Annotated in this window: 20 protein-coding genes; 10 read left to right on the forward strand and 10 right to left on the reverse strand. The window is 42.9% G+C overall.

Features of this window, described 5'->3' with window-relative positions; translation table 11 throughout:
- Positions 1-679: 679 nt before the first annotated feature.
- Entirely contained in the window at positions 680-2293 is a 1614-nt protein-coding gene (locus LC586_RS27260) for an NAD(P)H-quinone oxidoreductase subunit 4 (RefSeq protein WP_229488356.1), read from the forward strand.
- A gap of 358 nt (positions 2294-2651) precedes the next feature.
- Here the strand turns inward: LC586_RS27260 and LC586_RS27265 are convergent, their stop codons facing one another.
- Entirely contained in the window at positions 2652-3365 is a 714-nt protein-coding gene (locus tag LC586_RS27265) for an SDR family oxidoreductase (protein WP_229488357.1), read from the reverse strand.
- Positions 3366-3577: 212 nt separating this feature from the next.
- Here LC586_RS27265 and LC586_RS27270 point away from each other — a divergent pair, with 212 nt between their 5' ends.
- From LC586_RS27270 to LC586_RS27280, 3 genes are read left to right on the forward strand one after another with little or no spacing between them, the layout of a single operon-like run.
- A complete protein-coding gene (locus LC586_RS27270) occupies positions 3578-4183 on the forward strand; it encodes a Uma2 family endonuclease (RefSeq protein WP_229488358.1) in 606 nt (201 codons plus the stop codon).
- Between the two features lie 26 nt (positions 4184-4209).
- Entirely contained in the window at positions 4210-4626 is a 417-nt protein-coding gene (locus LC586_RS27275; RefSeq protein WP_229488359.1) for a XisH family protein, read from the forward strand.
- Positions 4614-4949: a XisI protein gene (locus tag LC586_RS27280; protein ID WP_190913376.1), complete on the forward strand. Its 336-nt coding sequence runs from the start codon at positions 4614-4616 to the stop codon at positions 4947-4949. The genes LC586_RS27275 and LC586_RS27280 overlap by 13 nt, the downstream gene beginning before the upstream one ends.
- Before the next feature lie 147 nt (positions 4950-5096).
- Here the strand turns inward: LC586_RS27280 and LC586_RS27285 are convergent, their stop codons facing one another.
- The 6 genes from LC586_RS27285 to LC586_RS27310 form a co-directional block, all read right to left on the reverse strand.
- Positions 5097-5342, reverse strand: a complete 246-nt coding sequence (locus LC586_RS27285; protein ID WP_229488360.1) for a hypothetical protein — start codon at positions 5340-5342, stop codon at positions 5097-5099.
- Between the two features lie 84 nt (positions 5343-5426).
- The gene (locus LC586_RS27290) at positions 5427-5798 is read right to left on the reverse strand and encodes a hypothetical protein (protein ID WP_229488361.1); all 372 of its coding nucleotides are present in this window, start codon (positions 5796-5798) and stop codon (positions 5427-5429) included.
- A gap of 380 nt (positions 5799-6178) precedes the next feature.
- The gene (locus LC586_RS27295) at positions 6179-6529 is read right to left on the reverse strand and encodes a DUF1257 domain-containing protein (RefSeq protein WP_012407317.1); all 351 of its coding nucleotides are present in this window, start codon (positions 6527-6529) and stop codon (positions 6179-6181) included.
- Positions 6530-6669: 140 nt separating this feature from the next.
- Positions 6670-8184 carry a stress-responsive protein Ycf46 gene (ycf46, locus tag LC586_RS27300; RefSeq protein ID WP_229488362.1) on the reverse strand — a complete coding sequence of 505 codons (1515 nt, stop codon included), beginning with the start codon at positions 8182-8184 and terminating at the stop codon, positions 6670-6672.
- A gap of 78 nt (positions 8185-8262) precedes the next feature.
- On the reverse strand, positions 8263-8616 hold the full coding sequence (locus LC586_RS27305; protein ID WP_229488363.1) for a slr0373 family blue light stress response protein: 354 nt from the start codon (positions 8614-8616) through the stop codon (positions 8263-8265).
- A 226-nt stretch (positions 8617-8842) separates the two neighbouring features.
- Positions 8843-9652, reverse strand: coding sequence for an FHA domain-containing protein (locus tag LC586_RS27310; protein ID WP_229488364.1), 810 nt, complete (start codon positions 9650-9652; stop codon positions 8843-8845).
- Between the two features lie 220 nt (positions 9653-9872).
- On the opposite strand from LC586_RS27310, the gene LC586_RS27315 reads away from it, so the two are divergent.
- Entirely contained in the window at positions 9873-10403 is a 531-nt protein-coding gene (locus LC586_RS27315; RefSeq protein WP_229488365.1) for a hypothetical protein, read from the forward strand.
- 296 nt (positions 10404-10699) lie between these two features.
- Positions 10700-11854 carry an NAD-dependent epimerase/dehydratase family protein gene (locus LC586_RS27320; protein WP_229488366.1) on the forward strand — a complete coding sequence of 385 codons (1155 nt, stop codon included), beginning with the start codon at positions 10700-10702 and terminating at the stop codon, positions 11852-11854.
- 236 nt (positions 11855-12090) lie between these two features.
- Here the strand turns inward: LC586_RS27320 and LC586_RS27325 are convergent, their stop codons facing one another.
- Positions 12091-12552: a GNAT family N-acetyltransferase gene (locus LC586_RS27325; RefSeq protein WP_229488367.1), complete on the reverse strand. Its 462-nt coding sequence runs from the start codon at positions 12550-12552 to the stop codon at positions 12091-12093.
- Positions 12553-12648: 96 nt separating this feature from the next.
- Between LC586_RS27325 and LC586_RS27330 the strand changes: the two genes are divergently transcribed.
- Positions 12649-13794 carry a glycosyltransferase family 4 protein gene (locus tag LC586_RS27330; protein WP_229488368.1) on the forward strand — a complete coding sequence of 382 codons (1146 nt, stop codon included), beginning with the start codon at positions 12649-12651 and terminating at the stop codon, positions 13792-13794.
- Here LC586_RS27330 and LC586_RS27335 read toward each other — a convergent pair.
- Positions 13729-14031 (reverse strand): hypothetical protein, encoded by a 303-nt coding sequence (locus tag LC586_RS27335; protein ID WP_229488369.1) that lies wholly within the window; start codon positions 14029-14031, stop codon positions 13729-13731. The genes LC586_RS27330 and LC586_RS27335 overlap by 66 nt on opposite strands.
- 42 nt (positions 14032-14073) lie before the next feature.
- Between LC586_RS27335 and LC586_RS27340 the strand changes: the two genes are divergently transcribed.
- Positions 14074-16668, forward strand: coding sequence for a GAF domain-containing protein (locus tag LC586_RS27340; protein WP_229488370.1), 2595 nt, complete (start codon positions 14074-14076; stop codon positions 16666-16668).
- A gap of 110 nt (positions 16669-16778) precedes the next feature.
- Here the strand turns inward: LC586_RS27340 and LC586_RS27345 are convergent, their stop codons facing one another.
- Positions 16779-17054 carry a DUF7219 family protein gene (locus LC586_RS27345; protein ID WP_229488371.1) on the reverse strand — a complete coding sequence of 92 codons (276 nt, stop codon included), beginning with the start codon at positions 17052-17054 and terminating at the stop codon, positions 16779-16781.
- A 723-nt stretch (positions 17055-17777) separates the two neighbouring features.
- Here LC586_RS27345 and purC point away from each other — a divergent pair.
- Both purC and LC586_RS27355 read left to right on the forward strand, forming a co-directional pair.
- Entirely contained in the window at positions 17778-18515 is a 738-nt protein-coding gene (purC, locus tag LC586_RS27350; RefSeq protein WP_229488372.1) for a phosphoribosylaminoimidazolesuccinocarboxamide synthase, read from the forward strand.
- 166 nt (positions 18516-18681) lie between these two features.
- Positions 18682-21174 carry a BamA/TamA family outer membrane protein gene (locus LC586_RS27355; protein WP_229488373.1) on the forward strand — a complete coding sequence of 831 codons (2493 nt, stop codon included), beginning with the start codon at positions 18682-18684 and terminating at the stop codon, positions 21172-21174.
- Positions 21175-21342: the final 168 nt, after the last annotated feature.

The following is a 21342-nucleotide window of genomic DNA, read 5'->3' on the forward strand; positions in this document are numbered from 1 at the left end:
CTTTCACCTCAGCACTTGAGGGGTAGGATTTACACCTACAAAGTCATTCAGTTTAGAGATAAAATCTCTAGGATAATCCTCCAAGACCTTTACAGGTTCTAGTTTCTATCCAACAAATCACACCCAATCAACTGAGTCCAATGTATTGGCAGATTTATTACAAGCCTTTCATTACTGGGTTCAAGACAATCTCCGTTCCCTATGTCCGATCTGATGGGGAAGTGTGGACAATTGTCAACCGGATTGTTTAATGTTTTAGCCTTTTCGTTTGTATGCAATACATTGACCTCACTTCCATTCCTCTCTCCTAAGAGGAGAGAGGCTTTGAATCTTACTCCCCTTCCCTTATAGGGAAGGGGCTGGGGGTTAGGTCTTTGACTCAACTTAGAAACGTAGACTAAATAGCCGTGACAATTGGGCTAGAAAATATGACGGTTTTGTAACGGTGGTTTTAGCTGCCGTTTTTTGTTGACGTTGCAAAAGTTTACATTTAGAATGGAAGCGTCAAAATACGATAAGTATTTATTCCTATTTATCCTAATAATTTGACATTCAATGAGTATATATTCTTGTCAATAGTTAAGATTTAATCTTCTAAAGTTCAAGATAGTTTACAAAAGTATAGATTCCTTAATATAATCAAATTAAAAGCGAGAAGCCAAATTGATTGTCAGAAGTGATGAATGCTATTGAATTTCCCTGGCTAACAGCCACAATCCTCTTACCCTTGGTGGCTGCCTTAGCCATCCCCTTAATCCCAGACAAAGAAGGTAGAACTGTCCGGTGGTATAGTCTGGGAGTTGCGATCGCCGACTTTGCACTGATAATTTATGCGTTTTGGTATAAGTACGACTTTCAGAGTTCAAGACTCCAATTTGTAGAAAACTATCCTTGGGTACCGCAGTTAGGTTTGCATTGGGCTGTGGGGGTTGATGGTTTATCGATGCCCTTGCTGCTTCTGACAGGCTTAATAAATACCCTCGCAATATTCGCGGCTTGGAAAGTTACCACCAAGCCGCGATTATTTTATGGTTTGATGTTAGCGATGTACAGCGCCCAACTTGGCGTATTTGTTGCCCAGGATTTGCTGCTGTTCTTCCTGATGTGGGAAATCGAGTTAGTGCCAGTTTACCTGCTGATTTCCATCTGGGGAGGACAAAACCGCCGCTATGCAGCTACCAAGTTCATTCTTTACACCGCCGCTGCATCAATATTTATCTTGATTGCTGGTTTTGCACTTGTCTTCTCTGGAGATACCGTCACCTTTGATATGGCGACTCTGGGAATGAAAGAATACCCCAAAACCTTGGAATTGTTGGTTTATGCAGGTTTCTTGATTGCCTTTGGTGTGAAGTTACCAATTTTCCCTTTACACACTTGGCTACCTGATGCTCACGGTGAAGCATCAGCACCCGGTTCGATGATTTTGGCTGGTGTGTTGTTAAAAATGGGTGGTTATGCTCTCATCCGCTTCAATGTGGAAATGTTGCCCAATGCCCATGTGACTTTTGCCCCAGTGCTGGCAATTTTGGGTGTGGTGAACATTGTCTACGGTGCTTGCTGTGCCTTCGCTCAAACCAATCTCAAACGCCGCTTGGCTTACTCTTCAATTGCCCACATGGGGTTTGTGCTGATTGGGATTGCCTCCTACACAGAACTGGGTATCAGTGGTGCAGTGCTACAGATGGTTTCCCACGGCTTGATTGCTGCTAGCTTGTTCTTCCTGTCTGGCGTGACTTACGATCGCACCCACACCTTAATGATGGATAAAATGGGCGGAATGGCTAAGGTAATGCCCAAAACCTTTGCTCTGTTTACCATTGGTTCAATGGCTTCTCTCGCCTTACCCGGAATGAGTGGCTTTGTGGGTGAGTTGATGGTATTTCTCGGTATCGCCACCAGTGATGTTTACAGTTCCAGCTTTAAGGTTGTAGTTGTGTTGCTGTCAGCAGTTGGCGTGATTTTGACACCGATTTATTTACTTTCAATGCTGCGTCAAGTGTTCTACGGTGAGCAAAATAAAGAATTACACTTGGATGCTGTAATATCTGATGTCAAACCCCGCGAAATATTTATTACCGCTTGTTTGTTGCTGCCAATCATCGGTATTGGGTTTTATCCCAAATGGGCAACGCAGACTTATGATGTGAAGGCAGTGGAATTAGCCGCCCATGCTCGTGAAGTTCTACCAGTTGTTGCTCATCAGCAACCATCAAGTCTGTACTCGCGGATTTTCTCTGCACCAACATTAGCTACTTCTCAAGTTGAAAGTTCGATTAATATTTCTGAGTAAATTAACTTCCCATTAAGGGGGCTGCAACTAAATTCTAAATATGAGGGGAATGATATCATGTTCGCTTGATTACTTATTAAACCCAAAGAACCCCACCCCGCCAAAGCTACGCTTCGCCTCCCCTCCTGCTTGCGGGGAGGGGATTAAGGGGAGCCAGTGCGGTCTTGGGGTCTCCCCAAGTGGAGCATCTGGCGTGTGGGGTGCAATGACTGTGGAAATCATAACTAATTATGCGAACATGATATGAAGGGGTGGTTACGAAACCACCCCTAAAATTTTGGCATTTTCGAGAGGTAATCAGGTGCGTAGGCGTAGCCCGCCATAGGCATCGCTTGCATTCCCCGACCTAGAAATAAAACTAAATCGCAGCAGAATAGGCTTCATCCACCTTGAGAGTTGTGCCTGTGATAAACTTGGCATCATCAGAAATCAGAAAAGCAATTGTTTTAGCAAACTCTGCATAGGTAGTAGGACGACCAAACATCAAATCCGAAGGCACATTCCATCCCTCTAACTCTGCCATTGAATCTGCAACAAAAAAAGGCGCTACGGAAACCATGCGAATTCTATCTGCTTTGTAACGCTTGGCATAAAGTTTTGTAAATCCTTCCATTGCGGCGCGGAGTGTACCGCTAAAGGGTGTCCCTAATTCTGGTTCATGGGAGTCACATGCGGAAATATTCACGATGACACCGCCTCCTGAATATCGCATTGCTTCTGTAACTAATCTGGCGATGCGGACAACACTCAAAAACAGCATTTCAAAGTTTTCTATCCACATTTCATCAGAAATAGATAGCAAATCTGGTCGAGGTGGATCTCCAAAACTATTTACCACTGCATCAATACGACCGAATTGAGCTAAAGTCGTTTCTACCAATCGCTGTAAGTCTTGGAAATTGGTAATTGATCCTTGAGTAGCAATACCGCCCAACTCATCTGCTAAATCCAGAATATCAGGCGATCGCGCCATCAGTGAAACCCTATAACCCCGCGCTGCTAACTCTCGCGCACAACCTGCGCCAATCCCCCGACTAGCAGCCGTAATAATCGTTACTTTCTGTGAATTCATACAAGTAATTTTACTCCATGACTTTCAAATAAATTGTACCAATGGTCGTTGTTTGGCATGGTTTCAGGCTACGTTTAGAGATAGGTTCCCACTGCCAATAATTCCAATCTTCTGAGTTACAGCTATTTAACTGAAAATAGCTGTAACCCGCATTTCGCCCTATAGTGTGAAGAGATTATAGTGAAGGCAAGTGAAGTAGCCAAAAAGCAATTATGACCACCAACTTACCTGTAGTCACAGAAATTATACCAATGGTCTTGCAATTGCAACCTGCGATCGCACTAACCGACGACCAGTTTTACGAGCTTTGTCAGCTAAACGGTGATTTTCGCATCGAACGCAATGCTGCTGGAGAATTAGTCATTATGCCCCCTACTGGTTCCGAAACTGATGAACGCAACTTTAACTTAGTTGGGCAGTTGTGGGTATGGACAAAGCAAGATGGTACAGGTGTAGGCTTTGGTTCGAGTGGTGGGTTTACTTTACCTAATGGTGCAGTGCGTTCTCCAGATGCGGCGTGGATAAAACGCGATCGCTGGCAAGCGATACCACCAGAACTGCGAAAAAAATTTGCACCGATTTGCCCTGAGTTTGTAATTGAATTGCGTTCTGAAACTGATAACTTGCGAATTTTGCAAGACAAGATGCAAGAGTATATTGATAATGGCACTCAACTTGGTTGGTTAATTGATAGAAAACAGCGCCGAGTTTTTATTTATCGTCCTAATATTGCGGTTGAACAATTGGATAATCCTAAGACACTTAATGGTGAACCTTTGCTACTTGGGTTTGTTTTGGATTTAAGCCAGATTTGGTAAGAAATAAATACAAATGCTAGGAATCTATGGCGGCGAAAGACATATTCCATGATGCAGTAAGACGCGCTTTGGAGAAAGAGGGTTGGCTTATTACTAATGACCCACTTTTCCTCCGTTTTGGTGGTTTGGATATGTACATCGACCTTGGTGCAGAGAAAGTTTTAGCAGCTGAACGAAATCAAGAAAAAATTGCGGTTGAAGTTAAAAGCTTTGTTGCTCCATCTACTACAACTGAATTTAGTACTGCTTTAGGACAGTATCTCAAATATCAGTTAGCACTTGAAGAAGAACAACCTGAGAGACTTCTATATTTAGCAGTTCCCTTAGACACCTATCGTTCTTTTTTTACCTTAGAACTGCCACGCTTATTAATTCAACGTTATCAAGTTCGGCTGATTGTTTTCGACCCAGAAGAGGAGGCGATCGTAAAATGGCAAAAGTAGAACAGTACCGTCAACTTATTCAAGAACTGCTACTAGCTTACAGCGAAATCAAAGCCAGCAACGAAGAAGTCGAAGCAGAAGTTATTTTTGATAGAGAGCGCGATCGGTACCAAGTTGTTCACGCGGGGTGGTCAAATAAGCGCCGTGTATATGGCTGTGTTTTACATTTAGATATTAAAAACGAAAAAATTTGGATTCAACACGATGGTACAGAAGGAGGTATTGCCAATGAACTTATTAGTCGAGGTATACCCAAAAAAGACATCGTTTTGGCTTTTCATTCCCCCTTTAAAAGACAATTTACCGAGTTCGCTGTTGGTTAAGATGGCTGAAGGTTGAAAGGAACCCAATCACTCAGATAAAAATTTCTAAAACTCCCAAAACATACTTTTGGAGACTAAGGCAATAACCACACTGGTGATTCGCCTGTATACGTATCTGTACCCGGACTTGTTCAGGAATCTGGCTCACTAGCTTAAGGGTTCAATCAACCCACGTTTGACAGCTTCGCTTAACGCAGTGGCTTTTCTTAAAAGTCCTTCTTGATAGACCTGCATCAGTGTTTGTAACTCTGAGCGATCGCCTTCAGTAAGAATCCCTGATTGCTGGCGATCGAGCAGTTCGCTTAACCGAGCATCCTGTTCCGATTCCATTTGCAGTTCGGTCAACATCAGGACTTGTTCATCAGAAAGGACACTAAAAGACTGTGCCTTCATCTATTACTACCTGGGTTTCTTTTGGATTGAAGTTAAGTTTGGTAAGGTGTATGTTTTGTTTCTAATTTATTGATATAACAGTATTTATGTCTCGTTATTTTTAGCTCCAAAATAAAAACCCAATACTGTTCCTATTAATCCAGTTTGTGATGTAATTACTAAGGTTATTAAATCTTTAAAATAATTTCTGTCTTCCTTATCTGGACTAAATGCTGCAACTCCTGTCAAAACAAAACTTAAGAACAAAGTTCCTATTAACGTATAAACTAAATATAAAGCAAGCTTAGTTCTTGTTTCTTCTTGCTTTATTGGAATTTGTTTAATTTGAAAGTTTGTATCCTTGATTTTTGGAAGAAAACCATCTATATCAAATTTTTTTAATGTAATATGACCTGTTGTTAAAGATTCAACTTCTTCAGGCTTGGAATGGTTTTTGATTGTTTGCTCATTGGTCATTAGTAATATTCCTTTATTAATTTATTTAAAAGTGATTTCTCCTATAGTATTATCTTTAGTTTTAAGAAGTATTTTACCTTCTTGAATCTTAGTGAAGCTTTAAATAATTAAATTAACTTTCTTTAATCACTCTCGGAAAATAAAAATAAGAGCCAAATTTTTAACTGTACACGGAGCAGGAATTTGAGGCATTATTTCCTAACATAGTGCCTGAAATGAAGGTTTTTTGTAAAAGCTTTATTCCATAAGGATTATAGATTATTCTCTCGCAAGAGTTATAGAAGAGGCTTAATTAAATCTCAAAATTTCCATAAAAAAAGCGGGTTAACCGCAATTTATGTGGTTAACCCGTGCAGCTTTGGGAACGCGCAGAGAAATTGTTATTGCAATACCAACTTCACATTGGCGTTTTGCAGACCGCGCTGTTTTACTTCAGCCAAAGTTTTGTTAACGGCATACTTTTGGTTGATTGAGTTGATCAACTCGGTTTGGTTGTGCTTCTTAGCAACGCCCCACAGGTCAGCAATTAGGTCAAAAGAACCATCGCTGTTGCGAGACCAGCCGAGGTCATATTCGCCATCCAACATAGCAACGATGTCGGAACGGACACGCTGACCGTTATAACCACGGACATCAGCTTCAGTCTTTACGCTGATACCGAGGTCGCGCAAAGAAGCTTTGAGGATTTCGGCATCGGTGATTTTGGTACGCAGGGTGCTAAAGTGAGACATTTGGGTTTCCTCCAATGAGAAGATTGAGAAAAACGACAACGGTTTGTTTTGGGCGAAGCCGCGTTAGCAGGATGCGGCTTTTCTTATAACTGCTAGCATTGGGAGCTAGCCTTTCCCCCTGGGATGGCAGAGGAAAGCTTTTAGAACTCCATTCGCTGATATTCAGCTACGGAGGATGCTGCGGGGCGTGCGCGCTGTCTGGCCCAATCTCTCAGAGCCGTTACTTGTTCTTGCATCGTTCGAGACAGCGGCAATGTTGCCTTCAGTGCAGCAATAATATCTAGTTGGGTGAACTCCCGATCTTGGGCAAAAGCTTCATACATTGCCGCAACGATCGCTTGCTCAACTTCTGCCCCAGAAAATCCATCAGACATCTTGGCTAGTTGCTCAAGATCGAATCGAGAGATGTCTTCACGGCGCTTAGTTAGGTGGATATTGAAAATATCCTGCCGTTCTTCTGGCGTTGGCAGATCCACAAAGAAAATTTCATCAAAGCGTCCTTTCCTCAGAAACTCGCCAGGTAAGCGTTCTACTCTGTTGGCAGTTGCCATCACAAACACTGGAGATTTCTTATCTTGCATCCATGTGAGGAAAGAGCCGAAGATTCTACTTGAAGTCCCCCCATCAGAATCGGAAGAACCTCCACTACCAGCAAAGGATTTATCCAATTCATCGATAAACAAAATCGCTGGGGAAATAGATTCTGCTGTTTTCAGGGCGTTTCGCAAGTTTGCTTCACTTCGTCCCACCATTGAGCCGTCGTAGACTCGCCCCATATCCAACCGCAACAGTGGTAAACCCCACAGCCGGGAAGTAGTTTTGGCAATCAATGACTTACCGCAACCGGGAACCCCTAGAATTAACATCCCCTTTGGTTGAGGCAAACCATACTCTCTCGCTCTTTCTGTAAAAGCGTTAGAACGTTGCTTGAGCCATCTTTTTAACTCTTCTAAGCCACCTACAGCATCAATGGTTTCATCTTCTTCAATGTATTCTAAGATTCCATTGCGCCGAATTAGTTGCTTTTTCTCAGATAAAACTATATCTACTTCATCTTCGGTCAAACGCCCAGTTGTTACCTGTGCCTTTCGGTAGACTTTCTCAGCTTCATCTTTAGTTAGACCTAAAGCTGCTCTAAGAAGCTTTTCTCTAGCTTCTGTTGTCAACCGCCGACCACGATTTTGGTCTACGTGCTGAGTTAGTACTTTATTCAACTCTGCCATATCTGGCAGTGTAAAATCGATAACAACAACTTCTTTTTCCAACTCTATAGGTACTTGCTGCATCGGTGACATCAAAATGATGTTCTTATGCGTACCTTTAAAGCTAGCGATCGCATCACGTAACGATCTGGTTGTTGCAGGCGCATCAATAAAAGGATGTAAATCTTTAAGAATAAATATACTGGGTTCTTTCTGCCGGATTATCCACTCAATCGCCGCCTCTGGAGACACGGTATTATGTTGGGTGACATTCCGGGGTTGACCATACTCTACAATCCCGTGTGTTACTGTCCAAACAAATACTCGGCGCTGGGGCTTTAACTCTGACTGGGCGATTGCGGAAATTGCTTGCTCGGCCCGCTCTTCCTCGGAGGTCACAAGGTAGATTAAAGGGTATTGAGCTTGAATTAGGATCTTGAGCTCTTGGTTCATACTTCGACCTACTTGAGACCTTATAGAGACAGTAGAGACATTGCTTCTGGTAAAGACAACCGAATCATTAATATCTATCTAGCAAGGAACTAACTCTTCCTCACCCTTGGGATTGGTTTCATCCTCATCCATTTCATCTATGGAAAGATGTTGTTGACCAACTACTCCTGGTTGATTGCCTAAAGCAACCAGTTCCCCATCACGTAATATTAGTGAGCTATCACAAGTTGGGCATGAATAAACTCTATGAGTCCGCCCATAAGAAGAATCTTCTACCTCGTCAACCAATTCTGAATTAGATAAGTAAAAAACGAGGGCACGTTCCGCAAGTTCTGACATTGGTTCTGAATCGACTGCTGAACGAATCTTCAATTTTTTGTGCAACTCTGGCGATAAATACAAAGTGACCTTTTGCTTCGTTTGCGTTTGCATATAACTCTTTAACGGTCTTACCCGGGTATGTATATCAAGTTATCGGTTCTTCTATTGGTTGTCAAGACAGCAAAACGTTTTGACGCCAATATTGTTACATTTGTTTACGTTTGAGGCTGAAATGCTGTTTATTGAGTGATAAATCGCTGACTACAAACTTCTCAGAATTAATCAGGACTTACGCATTCAAAATCTGAAACCTCAATGGGAATTAGCGATCGCTAATTTAATGATTGCCTGAGTTGGCTGATTTTTTAACTATTTGAAGCGTAAGCGGATTAAAGTTGAACACCTTTCCGGTTGTAAACAACTGATATCCACAAGAGATGCCAGCGAATGACACCAGCATAGAAAAAAGGGACACAGAGCCGATTACAACACCACTGGCGATGAATAGAGCAATTCCTATCCCAATCAACACCCATCCTAGCTTCCGATTATCGCGCCCACCCCAATTTAGAGCTACTACACCTCCGATACACAGCAAAATTCCAGGTGTGCTGCGTAAGTAGACGCTCACATAAATACTTGTACTTAAAAATGTAACGCCTGCTAGGATTAGTCCTAAACCAATAAGCTTGCTGGCAAGGATTACTTGTTCCTCTTCTTTGCCGATGTTAGGCGCTGTAATTTTTGTGGGCGCGGAGTTTGGCGGAGGATTTTTTGTGGCAGATGCAGATTGCTGCTGCACCCTAAACATGAAAGTTATTTTGTCTCCCTGCCCAAGGGAAATTCTATCTCCTGGATGCAGTGGGAAAAAAATTTGAGGTTGAAGTTTCGCACCGTTAATGTATGTGCCATTAGAACTGCCCAAATCGGTGATATGGTATTCATCCCCATTTATCCAAATTTGCGCGTGGATGCGAGATGCCACATCCGAATCTGGTAAGCCAGAAATATCAATATCTGGTGATTTTTGCTCGTTTGGCTTACCGATGCAAATTACAGAAAGATTTGCTGGAAATTGCAAAGATGTGTTGGTTTGGAAGTGAAAAAGCTCCAAAGTTAGCTCGGCTGTCTGAGATGCACTGTGCATAAATTGTGTGATAAAGCACTTTTTATAAGTTTCTCTACTGAGAACTCAAAAGAGAATGGTAAATATCCTGAATATTATTGAATTTTTAATGAGCGCTCTTTTGGTGCAGTTTATTCAGCAGTTTACGGATTCGAGAATAGCTAGTAAATTGGCGAAGGTATTGATCTGAGTTTCTGGTACTTCTGTAAAATCAGTGACTTTGGCAAAATGTGTAATGTAAATGGCTACTGCTAATAAAATCTGTAGTTTGGGGCGAAGAATTTATCGGTTTGCCGCCAGCGTTAGCGGAGTTATTGGCCTGTTAATAATCTTGTGGGGTTGTACTGCAAATGATTTTAACGCCGGAGCGATCGCATGGAAAACTTATAGCAACTCCCGTTATGGCTTTGAATTTCCATATCCGAGTAACTGGACTGCTTTAGCAGCACCAGCAAATGATGATGGGATTGCGTTTCTTTCACCACAGGATAACTCAGTGGAAATTCGGGGGTGGGCAAGTCAGCAGTTAGCAAATTCGATTGTTACAAACCAAGAGTCAGTGAAAAAGATTAAACCCAACTTTCAAACCGCCCAAGGAGTATCTGGGGTGCTGGTTGTAGAAGTTGATCAACGAGTAGGTTCAATGACACTGACACTAACTCAGAGTCAAGTGAAATACTATTGGCAGGGACGAAGCAAGAGCCAAGATTTTCAAGATTACTATCGTTTGTTTTATTACATTGCCCAGCAGTATCGCATTCCGAAGCCCTGAGTGAGGAGTTATACCAATTCTGTATGAAGATGCGCTAAAGCATATTTAAAGTACAAAAAAGAAAAACGAACCGCAAAGGACGCAAAGGACACAAAGAAGGAAGGAAGAAGTTAAAAGGGTTTGGCGCAGCGTCACAAAGAAATGGTATTAAGAGTGAAGCGTGAGGAGAACTACCTTTATTTTCCACCATTTCCCCCTGTTCTCTGCTCCCTAAATCCACATCTCTCCCAGAATGATGATTGAGAGGGTACACAAACCTGATAGATTTAGCTATCAGCGAGTAAAAACTGGTGAAGATGAAAGTCCTGGTTATTGGTGGTGATGGATATTGCGGTTGGGCAACTGCTCTTTACCTTTCCAATCGAGGTTATGAAGTTGGAATTTTAGATAGTTTGGTGCGGCGGCATTGGGATAATGAACTTGGTGTTGAAACTCTCACTCCGATCGCACAAATTCAACAACGTCTCCAGCGCTGGCAAGATTTGACGGGTAAATCTATCGATTTGTTCATCGGCGATATTACTAATTACGAATTTCTCCATAAAACATTACAGCAATTTCAGCCAAATGCTCTGGTGCATTTTGGTGAACAGCGTTCGGCCCCATTTTCCATGATTGACCGAGAACATGCAGTTGTTACCCAGGTCAATAATGTAGTTGGTACGTTGAACTTGCTGTACGCCATGCGGGAAGATTTCCCCGACTGTCATTTGGTGAAGCTGGGGACGATGGGTGAATACGGTACACCCAACATTGACATCGAAGAAGGGTATATCACCATTGAACACAATGGACGCAAGGATACCCTACCTTATCCCAAGCAGCCCGGTTCGATGTATCATTTAAGCAAAGTCCATGATAGTCATAACATCCACTTTGCTTGCCGGATTTGGGGATTGCGGGCAACTGATTTAAATCAGGGTGTAGTTTATGGTGTCTTAACCGAAGAAACGGGGATGGACGAACTATTGATTAATCGGCTGGATTACGATGGTGTGTTTGGTACTGCACTAAACCGCTTTTGTATTCAAGCAGCGATTGGACATCCGTTAACTGTCTACGGTAAAGGTGGACAAACTCGCGGATTTTTGGATATTCGGGATACAGTCCGATGTGTGGAATTAGCGATCGCTAACCCTGCCGAAGCTGGTGAATTCCGCGTATTTAACCAATTTACCGAACAATTCAGCGTCGGCGACTTGGCATTGATGGTGAAAAAAGCTGGTAATGCTATGGGATTGAATGTAGAAATCAATCACTTAGATAATCCCAGAGTCGAGAAAGAAGAGCATTACTTCAACGCTAAAAACACTAAATTGCTCGATTTAGGTTTACAGCCTCACTTGCTTTCTGATTCTTTACTCGATTCTCTGTTAAACTTTGCCATCAAGTATCAAAAACGAGTTGATCACAAGCAAATCATGCCCAAAGTCTCTTGGCACAGAAATTAGGGCGATGTAGGAGTTTCAGATTCCCTCTTGTTAAAAGGTAGGCAAAAAATGGTCAGACTTTCTGCCAGTTTATTGCCGTTAGCTAGAGAGAAACTTAAGTTGTGAACCTTACTTGCACAATCCCTTTAACTTCCGGATGAATGATACTTTTGACTGATTAATGAGGCGTGACACCCTACAGCCTCACTTTCTTCTCATTCCCATGCTCTGTATGGGAATGAGAGAAAACCGAAACTCTAAAGCGCCATAACCATAATTAAGCAGGGATTGTCAGACCAGATGCTTGTAAATTCTTCAAGAGGTCGAAATCCTACCTTAAAATAGAATTTCCTAGTGCAATCAAAGAAAGAATCAGGGCACGATAGTCCAAGAGTTTTTACTTGAAGGAATTCTAACCCTCTATTCCGGCAGTGCTCAAGTGAGTATTCAAGGAGAGCCTTTCCAATGCCGTGACGGTGATATTCGGGCGCAACAGCCATAACGTAAATCTCTCCACTAAACTCATTGTGTTCCTTAAGTGAAAGGAATCCAACAACGGCATCTGTTTGAGTCACAGCAGCGAATAGGGGGAGTTCATTGACCTCACGGCAATACTCTATAATCCCTGACTCAAGACCAAACCAATCAGGCAGTAAGCGCAAAATGCCCTCAGCGATTTCACCTTTACGATCAGTGATTTCTTCAATGGAGAATTTCACAACAGAATTGATTAGACCACGGGAGATAGTTTACTCTGAGTTTGATACCGAAACGCAAGAAAAGCTGGGATTATTTGCCTGGACTGAATAGTTTTTATGAGAATTGCCCTATTCACCGAAACCTTTTTACCCAAGGTTGACGGCATTGTAACGCGTCTGCGCCATACTGTTGACCATTTACAGCGCAGTGGTAATCAAGTGCTGGTGATTGCCCCTGATGGAGGCATCACAGAACACAAAGGCGCTAAAGTTTACGGCGTTACTGGCTTTCCTCTGCCATTGTATCCAGAATTGAAAATGGCACTTCCCCGCCCAGCCATTGGGTACGCCTTAGAAGAGTTCAAGCCAGATGTTATCCATGTTGTGAATCCAGCAGTTTTAGGTTTGTCTGGCATCTTTTATAGCAAAATCCTCAAAATACCCTTAGTAGCGTCTTATCACACGCATTTACCCCAATATCTCCAACATTACGGCTTGGGGATGCTGGAAGGTTTTCTTTGGGAACTGCTCAAAGGCGCTCATAATCAAGCAGCTTTAAATCTGTGTACCTCAACAGCAATGGTGGAGGAACTGACAGCACATGGTATTGAACGTGTAGATTTATGGCAGCGCGGGGTAGATACGGAATTATTTCACCCGGATTTGGCTAGTGTAGAGATGCGATCGCGCCTATCAAAAAATCATCCAGAAAGTCCATTGCTACTTTACGTGGGGCGGCTTTCTGCTGAAAAAGAAATTGAGCGCATCAAACCAATTTTAGAAGCAATTCCCGAAGCGCGGTTAGCATTGGTTGGGGATGGTCCCCATCGTGAAGCATTGCAAAAACACTTTGCTGGCACAAACACTTATTTTGTTGGGTATCTCATGGGGCAAGAATTAGGTTCTGCCTTTGCGAGTGCTGATGCCTTTATCTTTCCTTCCCGTACAGAAACACTAGGCTTAGTACTACTAGAAGCAATGGCAGCTGGCTGTCCAGTAGTAGCAGCCCGTTCCGGGGGAATTCCCGATATTGTCACAGATGAGGTAAATGGATATCTTTTTGAGCCAACAGCAGATGTTCAAGGAGCGATCGCTGCTACTGTTCGCCTCTTAGAACAAAAACAACAACGAGATATCATCCGTAAAAATGCCCGCCAGGAAGCAGAAAGTTGGGGTTGGGCCGCTGCTACTAGGCAGCTACAAGATTACTATCAAAAGGTGATATTTTCTGAAGAGTTGGCAAAATCGGGGAATGGGGAGTAGGGAGTGAAAGAGAAGGGAAATTAGAGACTCATTAATGGAGTTCAAAGGCTCATTAATGGAGTTCAAAGGCTCATTAATGGAGTTCAAAGACTCATTAATGGAGTTCAAAGACTCATTAATGGAGTTCAAAGACTCATTAATGGAGTTCAAAGACTCATTAATGGAGTTCAAAGACTCATTAATGGAGTTCAAAGACTCATTAATGGAGTTCAGAACCTCAAATTTCTCAATCCGCACTCCCTACTCCCCATTCTCCATTCCCTCAAATCTAAAATTCTCATGACACTCCCCAACCCTGGTAGCGTCTTGGCTACATTAACTGAACTGACTCAAGTTAATCGTACTCACGCCCTACTGCGTCGTGTTAAAGACTTATCTGTTAATGAATTTGTTTGCTTACTCGACTTCATAACTGCTGAATTTCAGCAATTTCTTAGAGCTATTGAACTGATCAATAATGAAGCTCTAGAAACTATGTTGGAGAAGGTGCTAGAAGCTATCACACTCAAAATTGGTCAAATCCTGCAAGCAGAACACACAGCTATTTTTTTAGTTGACTATGACAAAGGTCAACTGTGGTCAAAAGTTCCTCAAGATAATACCCAAAAATTCTTAGAAATTCGGACTCCCATCACAGTGGGTATCCCCGGTCATGTTGCCAGTACAGGTGAATATCTAAATATATCTGAAACTTATACTCATCCCTTATTTAGCCCAGAACTTGAAAAACAAATGGGCTACAAAATCCATAATATTTTATGTATGCCTGTTATCAGTAGCAAAAACCAGACTGTAGCGGTAGTGCAACTGGCTAATAAAACCGGGAATGTTCCCTTTAATTCTGATGATGAAGAACGTTTTCGAGACTTCGCCGCTTCTATTGGTATTATTCTAGAAAGCTGCCAATCTTTTTATGTAGCCGCTCGTAATCAAAGAGGCGCAACGGCTTTGTTGCGGGCAACTCAGACACTGGGGCAAAGTTTGGATTTAGAAGCAACTTTGCAGATAGTCATGGAGCAAGCTCGAATTTTAATGCAAGCAGACCGCAGCACACTGTTTTTATATCGTAAAGAGATGAACGAACTCTGGACGAAAGTTGCAGCAGCAGATGGCACAAACTTGATAGAAATCCGCATTCCCGCTAACCGTGGCATTGCTGGCTATGTGGCTTCCACTGGTGAAGCCTTAAATATTTCCGATGCCTATAAAGATCCCCGGTTTGACCCGACTATAGATAGAAAAACTGGGTATGTAACTCGTAATATTCTGTGTTTGCCAGTATTTAATTCGGCAAATGAATTAATTGGCGTTACACAATTAATTAATAAGCAACAAAGCAGTTTTACCGCTTCTGATGAAGAGTTTATGCAGGCTTTTAATATTCAGGCAGGAATTGCCTTAGAAAATGCTCGTCTGTTTGAAAATGTGCTGTTAGAAAAACAGTATCAAAAAGATATTTTACAAAGTCTATCAGATGCGGTGATTTCTACAGATATGGCAGGGCGAATTGTCACGATTAATGATGCAGCGCTAGAGTTGCTGGGATGTCCTATAAAAGATGCTAATAGTAAGAACAACAAGCTTTCGTGGGAACAAAATTTGATTGGGCGCCTAGTTTGGGAAGTTGTGCCAATTGAAAATCTTCAAATGCGGCTAGAAGATAGTTTAAAAACTGGAGCTAAACATTATGTGCCAGAGCAAAGTTTGATAGTGGGAATTTTTCAAGTTAAGAGTGAGGAGTTAGAAGTTAAAAGTGAGACTCAAGAATCAAAATTCTGGATTCAGGACTCAATTTTAGCAGTCCGCGATCGCACTAACCCCGATGTGTTCATTCCCTGGAATCTACCTCTGACTTCACAATCTGAGTTTCTTACTGCTGATGAGGTGCAAAAATTAGAACGCAGCACAAATCTAACTGTTAATCCTCTAACTAACCCCGAAGGCGGCGTCCGGGGTGGTTTGGTCGTGTTGGAAGACATCAGTCAGGAAAAACGGATGAAAACTACCATGTCCCGCTACCTAACGCCCCATGTAACCGAGCAAGTTATGGCTTTGGGGGAAGATGCTTTAATGGTGGGTGAGCGCAAGGAAGTAACCATCTTGTTTTCTGATATCCGAGGCTACACCACACTTACAGAAAATCTCGGTGCAGCTGAAGTGGTATTGCTGCTCAATCAGTATTTTGAAACGATGGTAGAGGCGGTTTTTAACTACGAAGGCACTCTTGATAAATTTATTGGTGATGCCTTAATGGCGGTATTTGGTGCGCCGCTACCACTTACAGAAAATCATGCTTGGAGGGCTGTACAGTCAGCATTAGATATGCGACAACGGTTAGAGGAATTTAATCGGCGGCGAATTATCCAGGCGCAGCCACAAATCCATGTTGGCATTGGGATTAGTTCTGGAGAAGTGGTTTCGGGTAATATTGGTTCCCGCAAACGGATGGATTACACCGTAATTGGAGATGGCGTAAATTTAAGTTCGCGTTTAGAAGCGGTAACTAAAGATTATGGTTGTGATATACTTTTAAGCGAATTTACTTATCAGCTTTGCAGCGATCGCATTTGGGTGCGCCAGTTAGATAAAATTCGAGTCAAAGGGAAACACCAGGCAGTTAATATCTACGAGTTAATTGGCGATCGCAGCACCCCTCTAAATGCCAACACTCAAGAGTTTTTGTTTCACTATCATACTGGACGCTCGGCTTATTTATCGCGCAACTTTTCACAAGCGATCGCCTGTTTTGAAGCCGCCAAATGTATCCAACCCCAAGACCAAGCTGTTGATATCCACCTAGAACGTGCGCGTAATTACCAACAAGCGCCGCCCCCAGAATCCTGGGATGGTGTTTGGACAATGCTTACCAAGTAGTCATTAGTCATTAGTCATTAGTCATTAGTTATTCTTTCCCTGCCTCCCCTGCCTCCCCTGCTCCCTTATCCCCCTCATCCCCCTCATCCCCCTCATCCCCCTTGTCCCCTTCAACCTTCAGCCTCTCCCTGGTCATTCTGAAACGGATCTTCGCCAATTCTTAGCTCTTTTTTTGAACGTTTCAACTGTTTCCATAAATCCTTTATTTGTTCGTAAGCTTCACCTGGAGGCAGTTTTCCACCTGTTTCTAAGTTGCAAATGTAGCTTACTCGTTGGGCAAATTCTTGTAGATTTGCATTAAAAACCAAGTTTTCTGGCTTTACCTGACCATAGTAGCGGCCGCGAGGATAAAGAAAATCATCCTTGTTCACTATTTTGTTCTCCAATTTATTCAACTCCCCTTATGTTTGAATCTCTAAAGCTGAATCATTAGCTACCTTGATCTTTACTTAGCAATTTACCGTGGTCAGACTGCGGGAACTCGAAGCATCGAACTCCTTTTCCAATTAATGATGGGGAAATTGGTTGATTTAGATTTTGAGACTAGAAAATAAAGCTTGAAATACTTCTTTTACTGTAAAAGTTACAAAAAAAGTTTCTGCTAAAGTGACTAAAGAGAATATTTGACTTACCTCCCAGTTGTCAATTTATCTCATCTTAATTTATGAATTTTTGACTGTAATTAACTTCAGTTGAAACCCTGAGTTACAGTATACGAAAAAATACCCGTATTATCTAGTAGTTATCATTATTGCAAAAATAATTACAGATTTTTGCCGTGTAAAAGTACTTAGGCAAACATACTATGGCTTAAAGCAAATTGTCGTCTGTTAAAAGTTAGAGATTCAGTAGTGGATCTTTAGCAACTTTCTGCTGGGCCGTGACCAAAAAGAGGTAAAGGGAAAGGAGAACAGAGCGGAAAGATTTTCCTCTGTACCCGTCTGCCCTCTTCCCGCGTTACCGGTTCCTGCCATAGACCTCTGCCCAATTAACCATGTCCTAGCACCCTCCTAAATAATCATCAATGGCTAATAGTTAATAACTAAAGATAAAATGGTGAAGCCTCAAAGGACAACTTTTGTCCATCGCCTAGAACTTTACCTGCCACCATGTCTGTTAATTTCAAGTTATACGAAGGCAAAGCCAAAATTCTTTATACAACAGACGATCCGGAAGTCTTGTTGGTCGATTTTAAGGACGACGCCACAGCGTTTAACGCCCAAAAACGTGGCAGTATCCAAGAGAAGGGAAAAATTAATTGTAGCATTTCCAGCCAGCTTTTTAAACAGTTGGAGGCAAATGGTATAAAGACTCACTTTATCGACAGCCCTACCCCGAATCAGATGCGGGTGAAGGCAGTAAAGATTTTACCCTTAGAAGTAGTTATCAGAAATATTGCTGCTGGCAGTTTGTCTCAGCAAACAGGCTTACCAGTGGGTACAATTCTAAAACAGCCTTTGGTTGAGTTTTATTATAAAAACGATCAGTTAGGAGATCCTTTGCTGACACGCGATCGGCTGTACCTGCTAGAACTAGCTACTGCGGAACAACTAGACGCAATTACACATCTAGCATTGCAAATCAATGAATTTCTCAATAACTTTTGGCAACGATGCGGCATTACCCTAGTAGACTTCAAACTAGAGTTTGGTTTGGACTCACAGCAGCAGTTGCTCTTGGCAGACGAAATTAGCCCCGACACCTGCCGTTTATGGGATACCGCAGAACAGGACTCAAACCGCCGGGTAATGGACAAAGACCGCTTTCGCCGCGACTTAGGAAATGTAGAGGATGCCTACCAGGAGGTTTTACAAAGAGTGCTAAAAGCAGTAGAGAGTAATAATTAAGTGGATAAAAATCAATTAAACTCGTGTGGATTGTCCAAAGTCCAATTGTCAGTTGTCCTTTGTTATTCACCAACGGCTAATGACTAATGACCAATGACTAATGACTAATGACTAATGACTATTTGTGATGGTGTGTGTGTGGTCGTGAAGAGGAATTATAAGTAAAATGCGTTTATCTCCCATGTTGCTGGCAGCAGTAGCAATTGCAGCCCCTTTGGGCGGTTCATTGAGTGCAAATGCAGAAACCGCCAACAGTTCAAAACAGACAACAGAAGTTTTGACACTAGAAACAAATCAGCAGCCAGAAAAGGATACTGGTCAGGTTGATAGTAAAAGTTTAGAGTCTCGACCTAATTCCACAAGGCTTATAGAGACGGATAAATCCCGCATTGTCGCAGTTTACCCTGCCAATCCAGGAGCGATGCCTGCGGCGGGCTACGCCTACGCGACCCCAAAGGTAATAGTGCCAACCTCCACAACGCCAAAAACGGCACAAACCCCTCAAATAGATCCTAACCCTACTCAACAGCCATCTCCCGCTCCAGACATTCCACCGCCAGAAATTCAACAACCAACGCCTTCCCCAACTCCTGAGACTACTCCAGTCCCAGAAAATGTTAACCCACCGACAACAGAACCTTTATTACCTACAACTCCAGAACCATCTGTCACTCCCGATCTTCCATTCCCAGGTAGTCAACAAAGAACACCTGCCCCAAGCCCAGGTGCGACTCCCAGTCCGCAGAATGTTAACCCACCGACAACTCCGGAAAATACTCAACCCAACGCAGCCCCAGAAGCCAATGACCCTCGCGTACTGGTGTCGGAAGTAGTAATTAGATCACAGGCTGGCCAACTATCACCAGAACTGGAAAACCAAGTTTACAGAGTAATTCGTACCCAACCAGGACAAACAACAACCCGCAGCCAACTGCAAGAAGATATTAATGCCATCTTTGGTACTGGCTTCTTCTCCAACGTGCAAGCAGCGCCAGAAGATACTCCCTTGGGAGTACGGGTGAGCTTTGTTGTACAGCCTAATCCCATTTTAAGCAAGGTAGAAGTGCAAGCCAATCCTGGTACTGGTGTTGCTTCTGTACTCCCAGCGAATACTGTGGATGAAGTATTTCGAGAGCAGTATGGCAAAATCCTCAACTTGCGTGACTTGCAGGAAGGCATCAAGCAGTTAAACAAGCGGTATCAAGATCAAGGTTACGTGCTAGCCAACGTGATTGGAGCGCCACAAGTCTCTGAAAACGGAGTTGTTACCTTGCAAGTAGCAGAAGGTGTAGTAGAGAATATTAGAGTCCGGTTCCGCAATAAAGATGGTCAGGAGACAGACGAGAAAGGACAACCAATTCGGGGACGGACACAAAATTACATCATTACACGAGAATTGGAGTTGAAGCCAGGACAAGTATTCAATCGCAACACAGTGCAAAAAGACCTACAGCGCGTGTATGGACTGGGACTGTTTGAAGATGTGAATGTCTCCCTTGACCCTGGTACTGATCCTAGCAAGGTGGATGTAGTAGTGAATGTAGCTGAACGCAGCAGTGGTTCTATTGCGGCTGGTGCAGGGATTAGTTCTGCTAGCGGACTTTTTGGAACAGTTAGCTATCAACAGCAAAACCTGAACGGTAGGAACCAAAAACTGGGAGCAGAAGTACAGGTGGGAGAACGGGAACTGCTGTTTGACGTGCGGTTTACAGACCCCTGGATTGCCGGAGATCCTTACCGGACTTCTTACACAACCAATCTTTTCCGTCGCAGTTCGATTTCGTTGATATTTGATGGACAAGATGAAGATATTAGGACATTTGACGTAAATGATCCCACTAATACAGATTCTCAGGATCGCCCCCGCATTCTCCGGCTAGGTGGCGGTATCACCTTTACCCGTCCTCTTTCCGCCAATCCTTACAAAAGTTCCGTCTGGACTGCCTCAGCAGGTTTACAGTATCAACGAGTTTCTGCCCGTGATGCTGATGGCAATCTCAGAAAACAAGGGGCAGTAATCGACGATAATAATCTACCTGACCCAAACAGAACAATTGACCTGACTGAATCTAACACAGGTCAAGACGATTTGTTGCTGTTCCAAGTGGGTCTACAGCGCGATCTCCGTAATAACCCATTGCAACCCACTAGCGGTTCTTATCTCCGCTTCGGGGTCGATCAGTCGGTTCCTATCGGGCTAGGCAACATCTTACTCACCAGATTGCGGGGAAGCTACAGCCAATATTTACCCATCAAGCTGATTAGCCTCTCCAAAGGCGCACAAACCTTAGCATTTAACCTGCAAGCAGGAACTATCCTTGGTGACTTGCCTCCCTACGAAGCCTTTACCATTGGTGGCAGCAACTCCGTTCGGGGTTATGAAGAAGGAGCATTAGCTAGTGGACGCTCTTATGTGCAAGCATCAGTAGAGTATAGGTTTCCAGTTTTTTCAGTAGTCAGCGGCGCACTATTTTTTGATCTCGGCAGTGATCTGGGAACTAGTACTAGAGCGGCTGAAGTTTTGAACAAAAATGGTAGTGGCTACGGTTATGGTCTCGGCGTTCGCGTCCAGTCTCCACTGGGGCCAATTCGGATTGACTACGGTATCAACGATGATGGTGATAGCCGAATTAATTTCGGTATTGGCGAAAGGTTTTAACCAGTTAAGAGTTAGAAGTTAGAAGTTAGAAGTTAGGAGTTATGAGTTTTAATTCCTCACTCCTCACTCTTAACTCATAACTTTTTTGGATTTGCTTGCTAATTTTGACATTTACCTCAATACTGTTCCGATAAAGGGATTAATGACATTTTCAGGGGAATATCAGGG

Source organism: Nostoc favosum CHAB5714 (genome assembly GCF_020829495.1).
GTDB lineage: Bacteria > Cyanobacteriota > Cyanobacteriia > Cyanobacteriales > Nostocaceae > Nostoc > Nostoc favosum.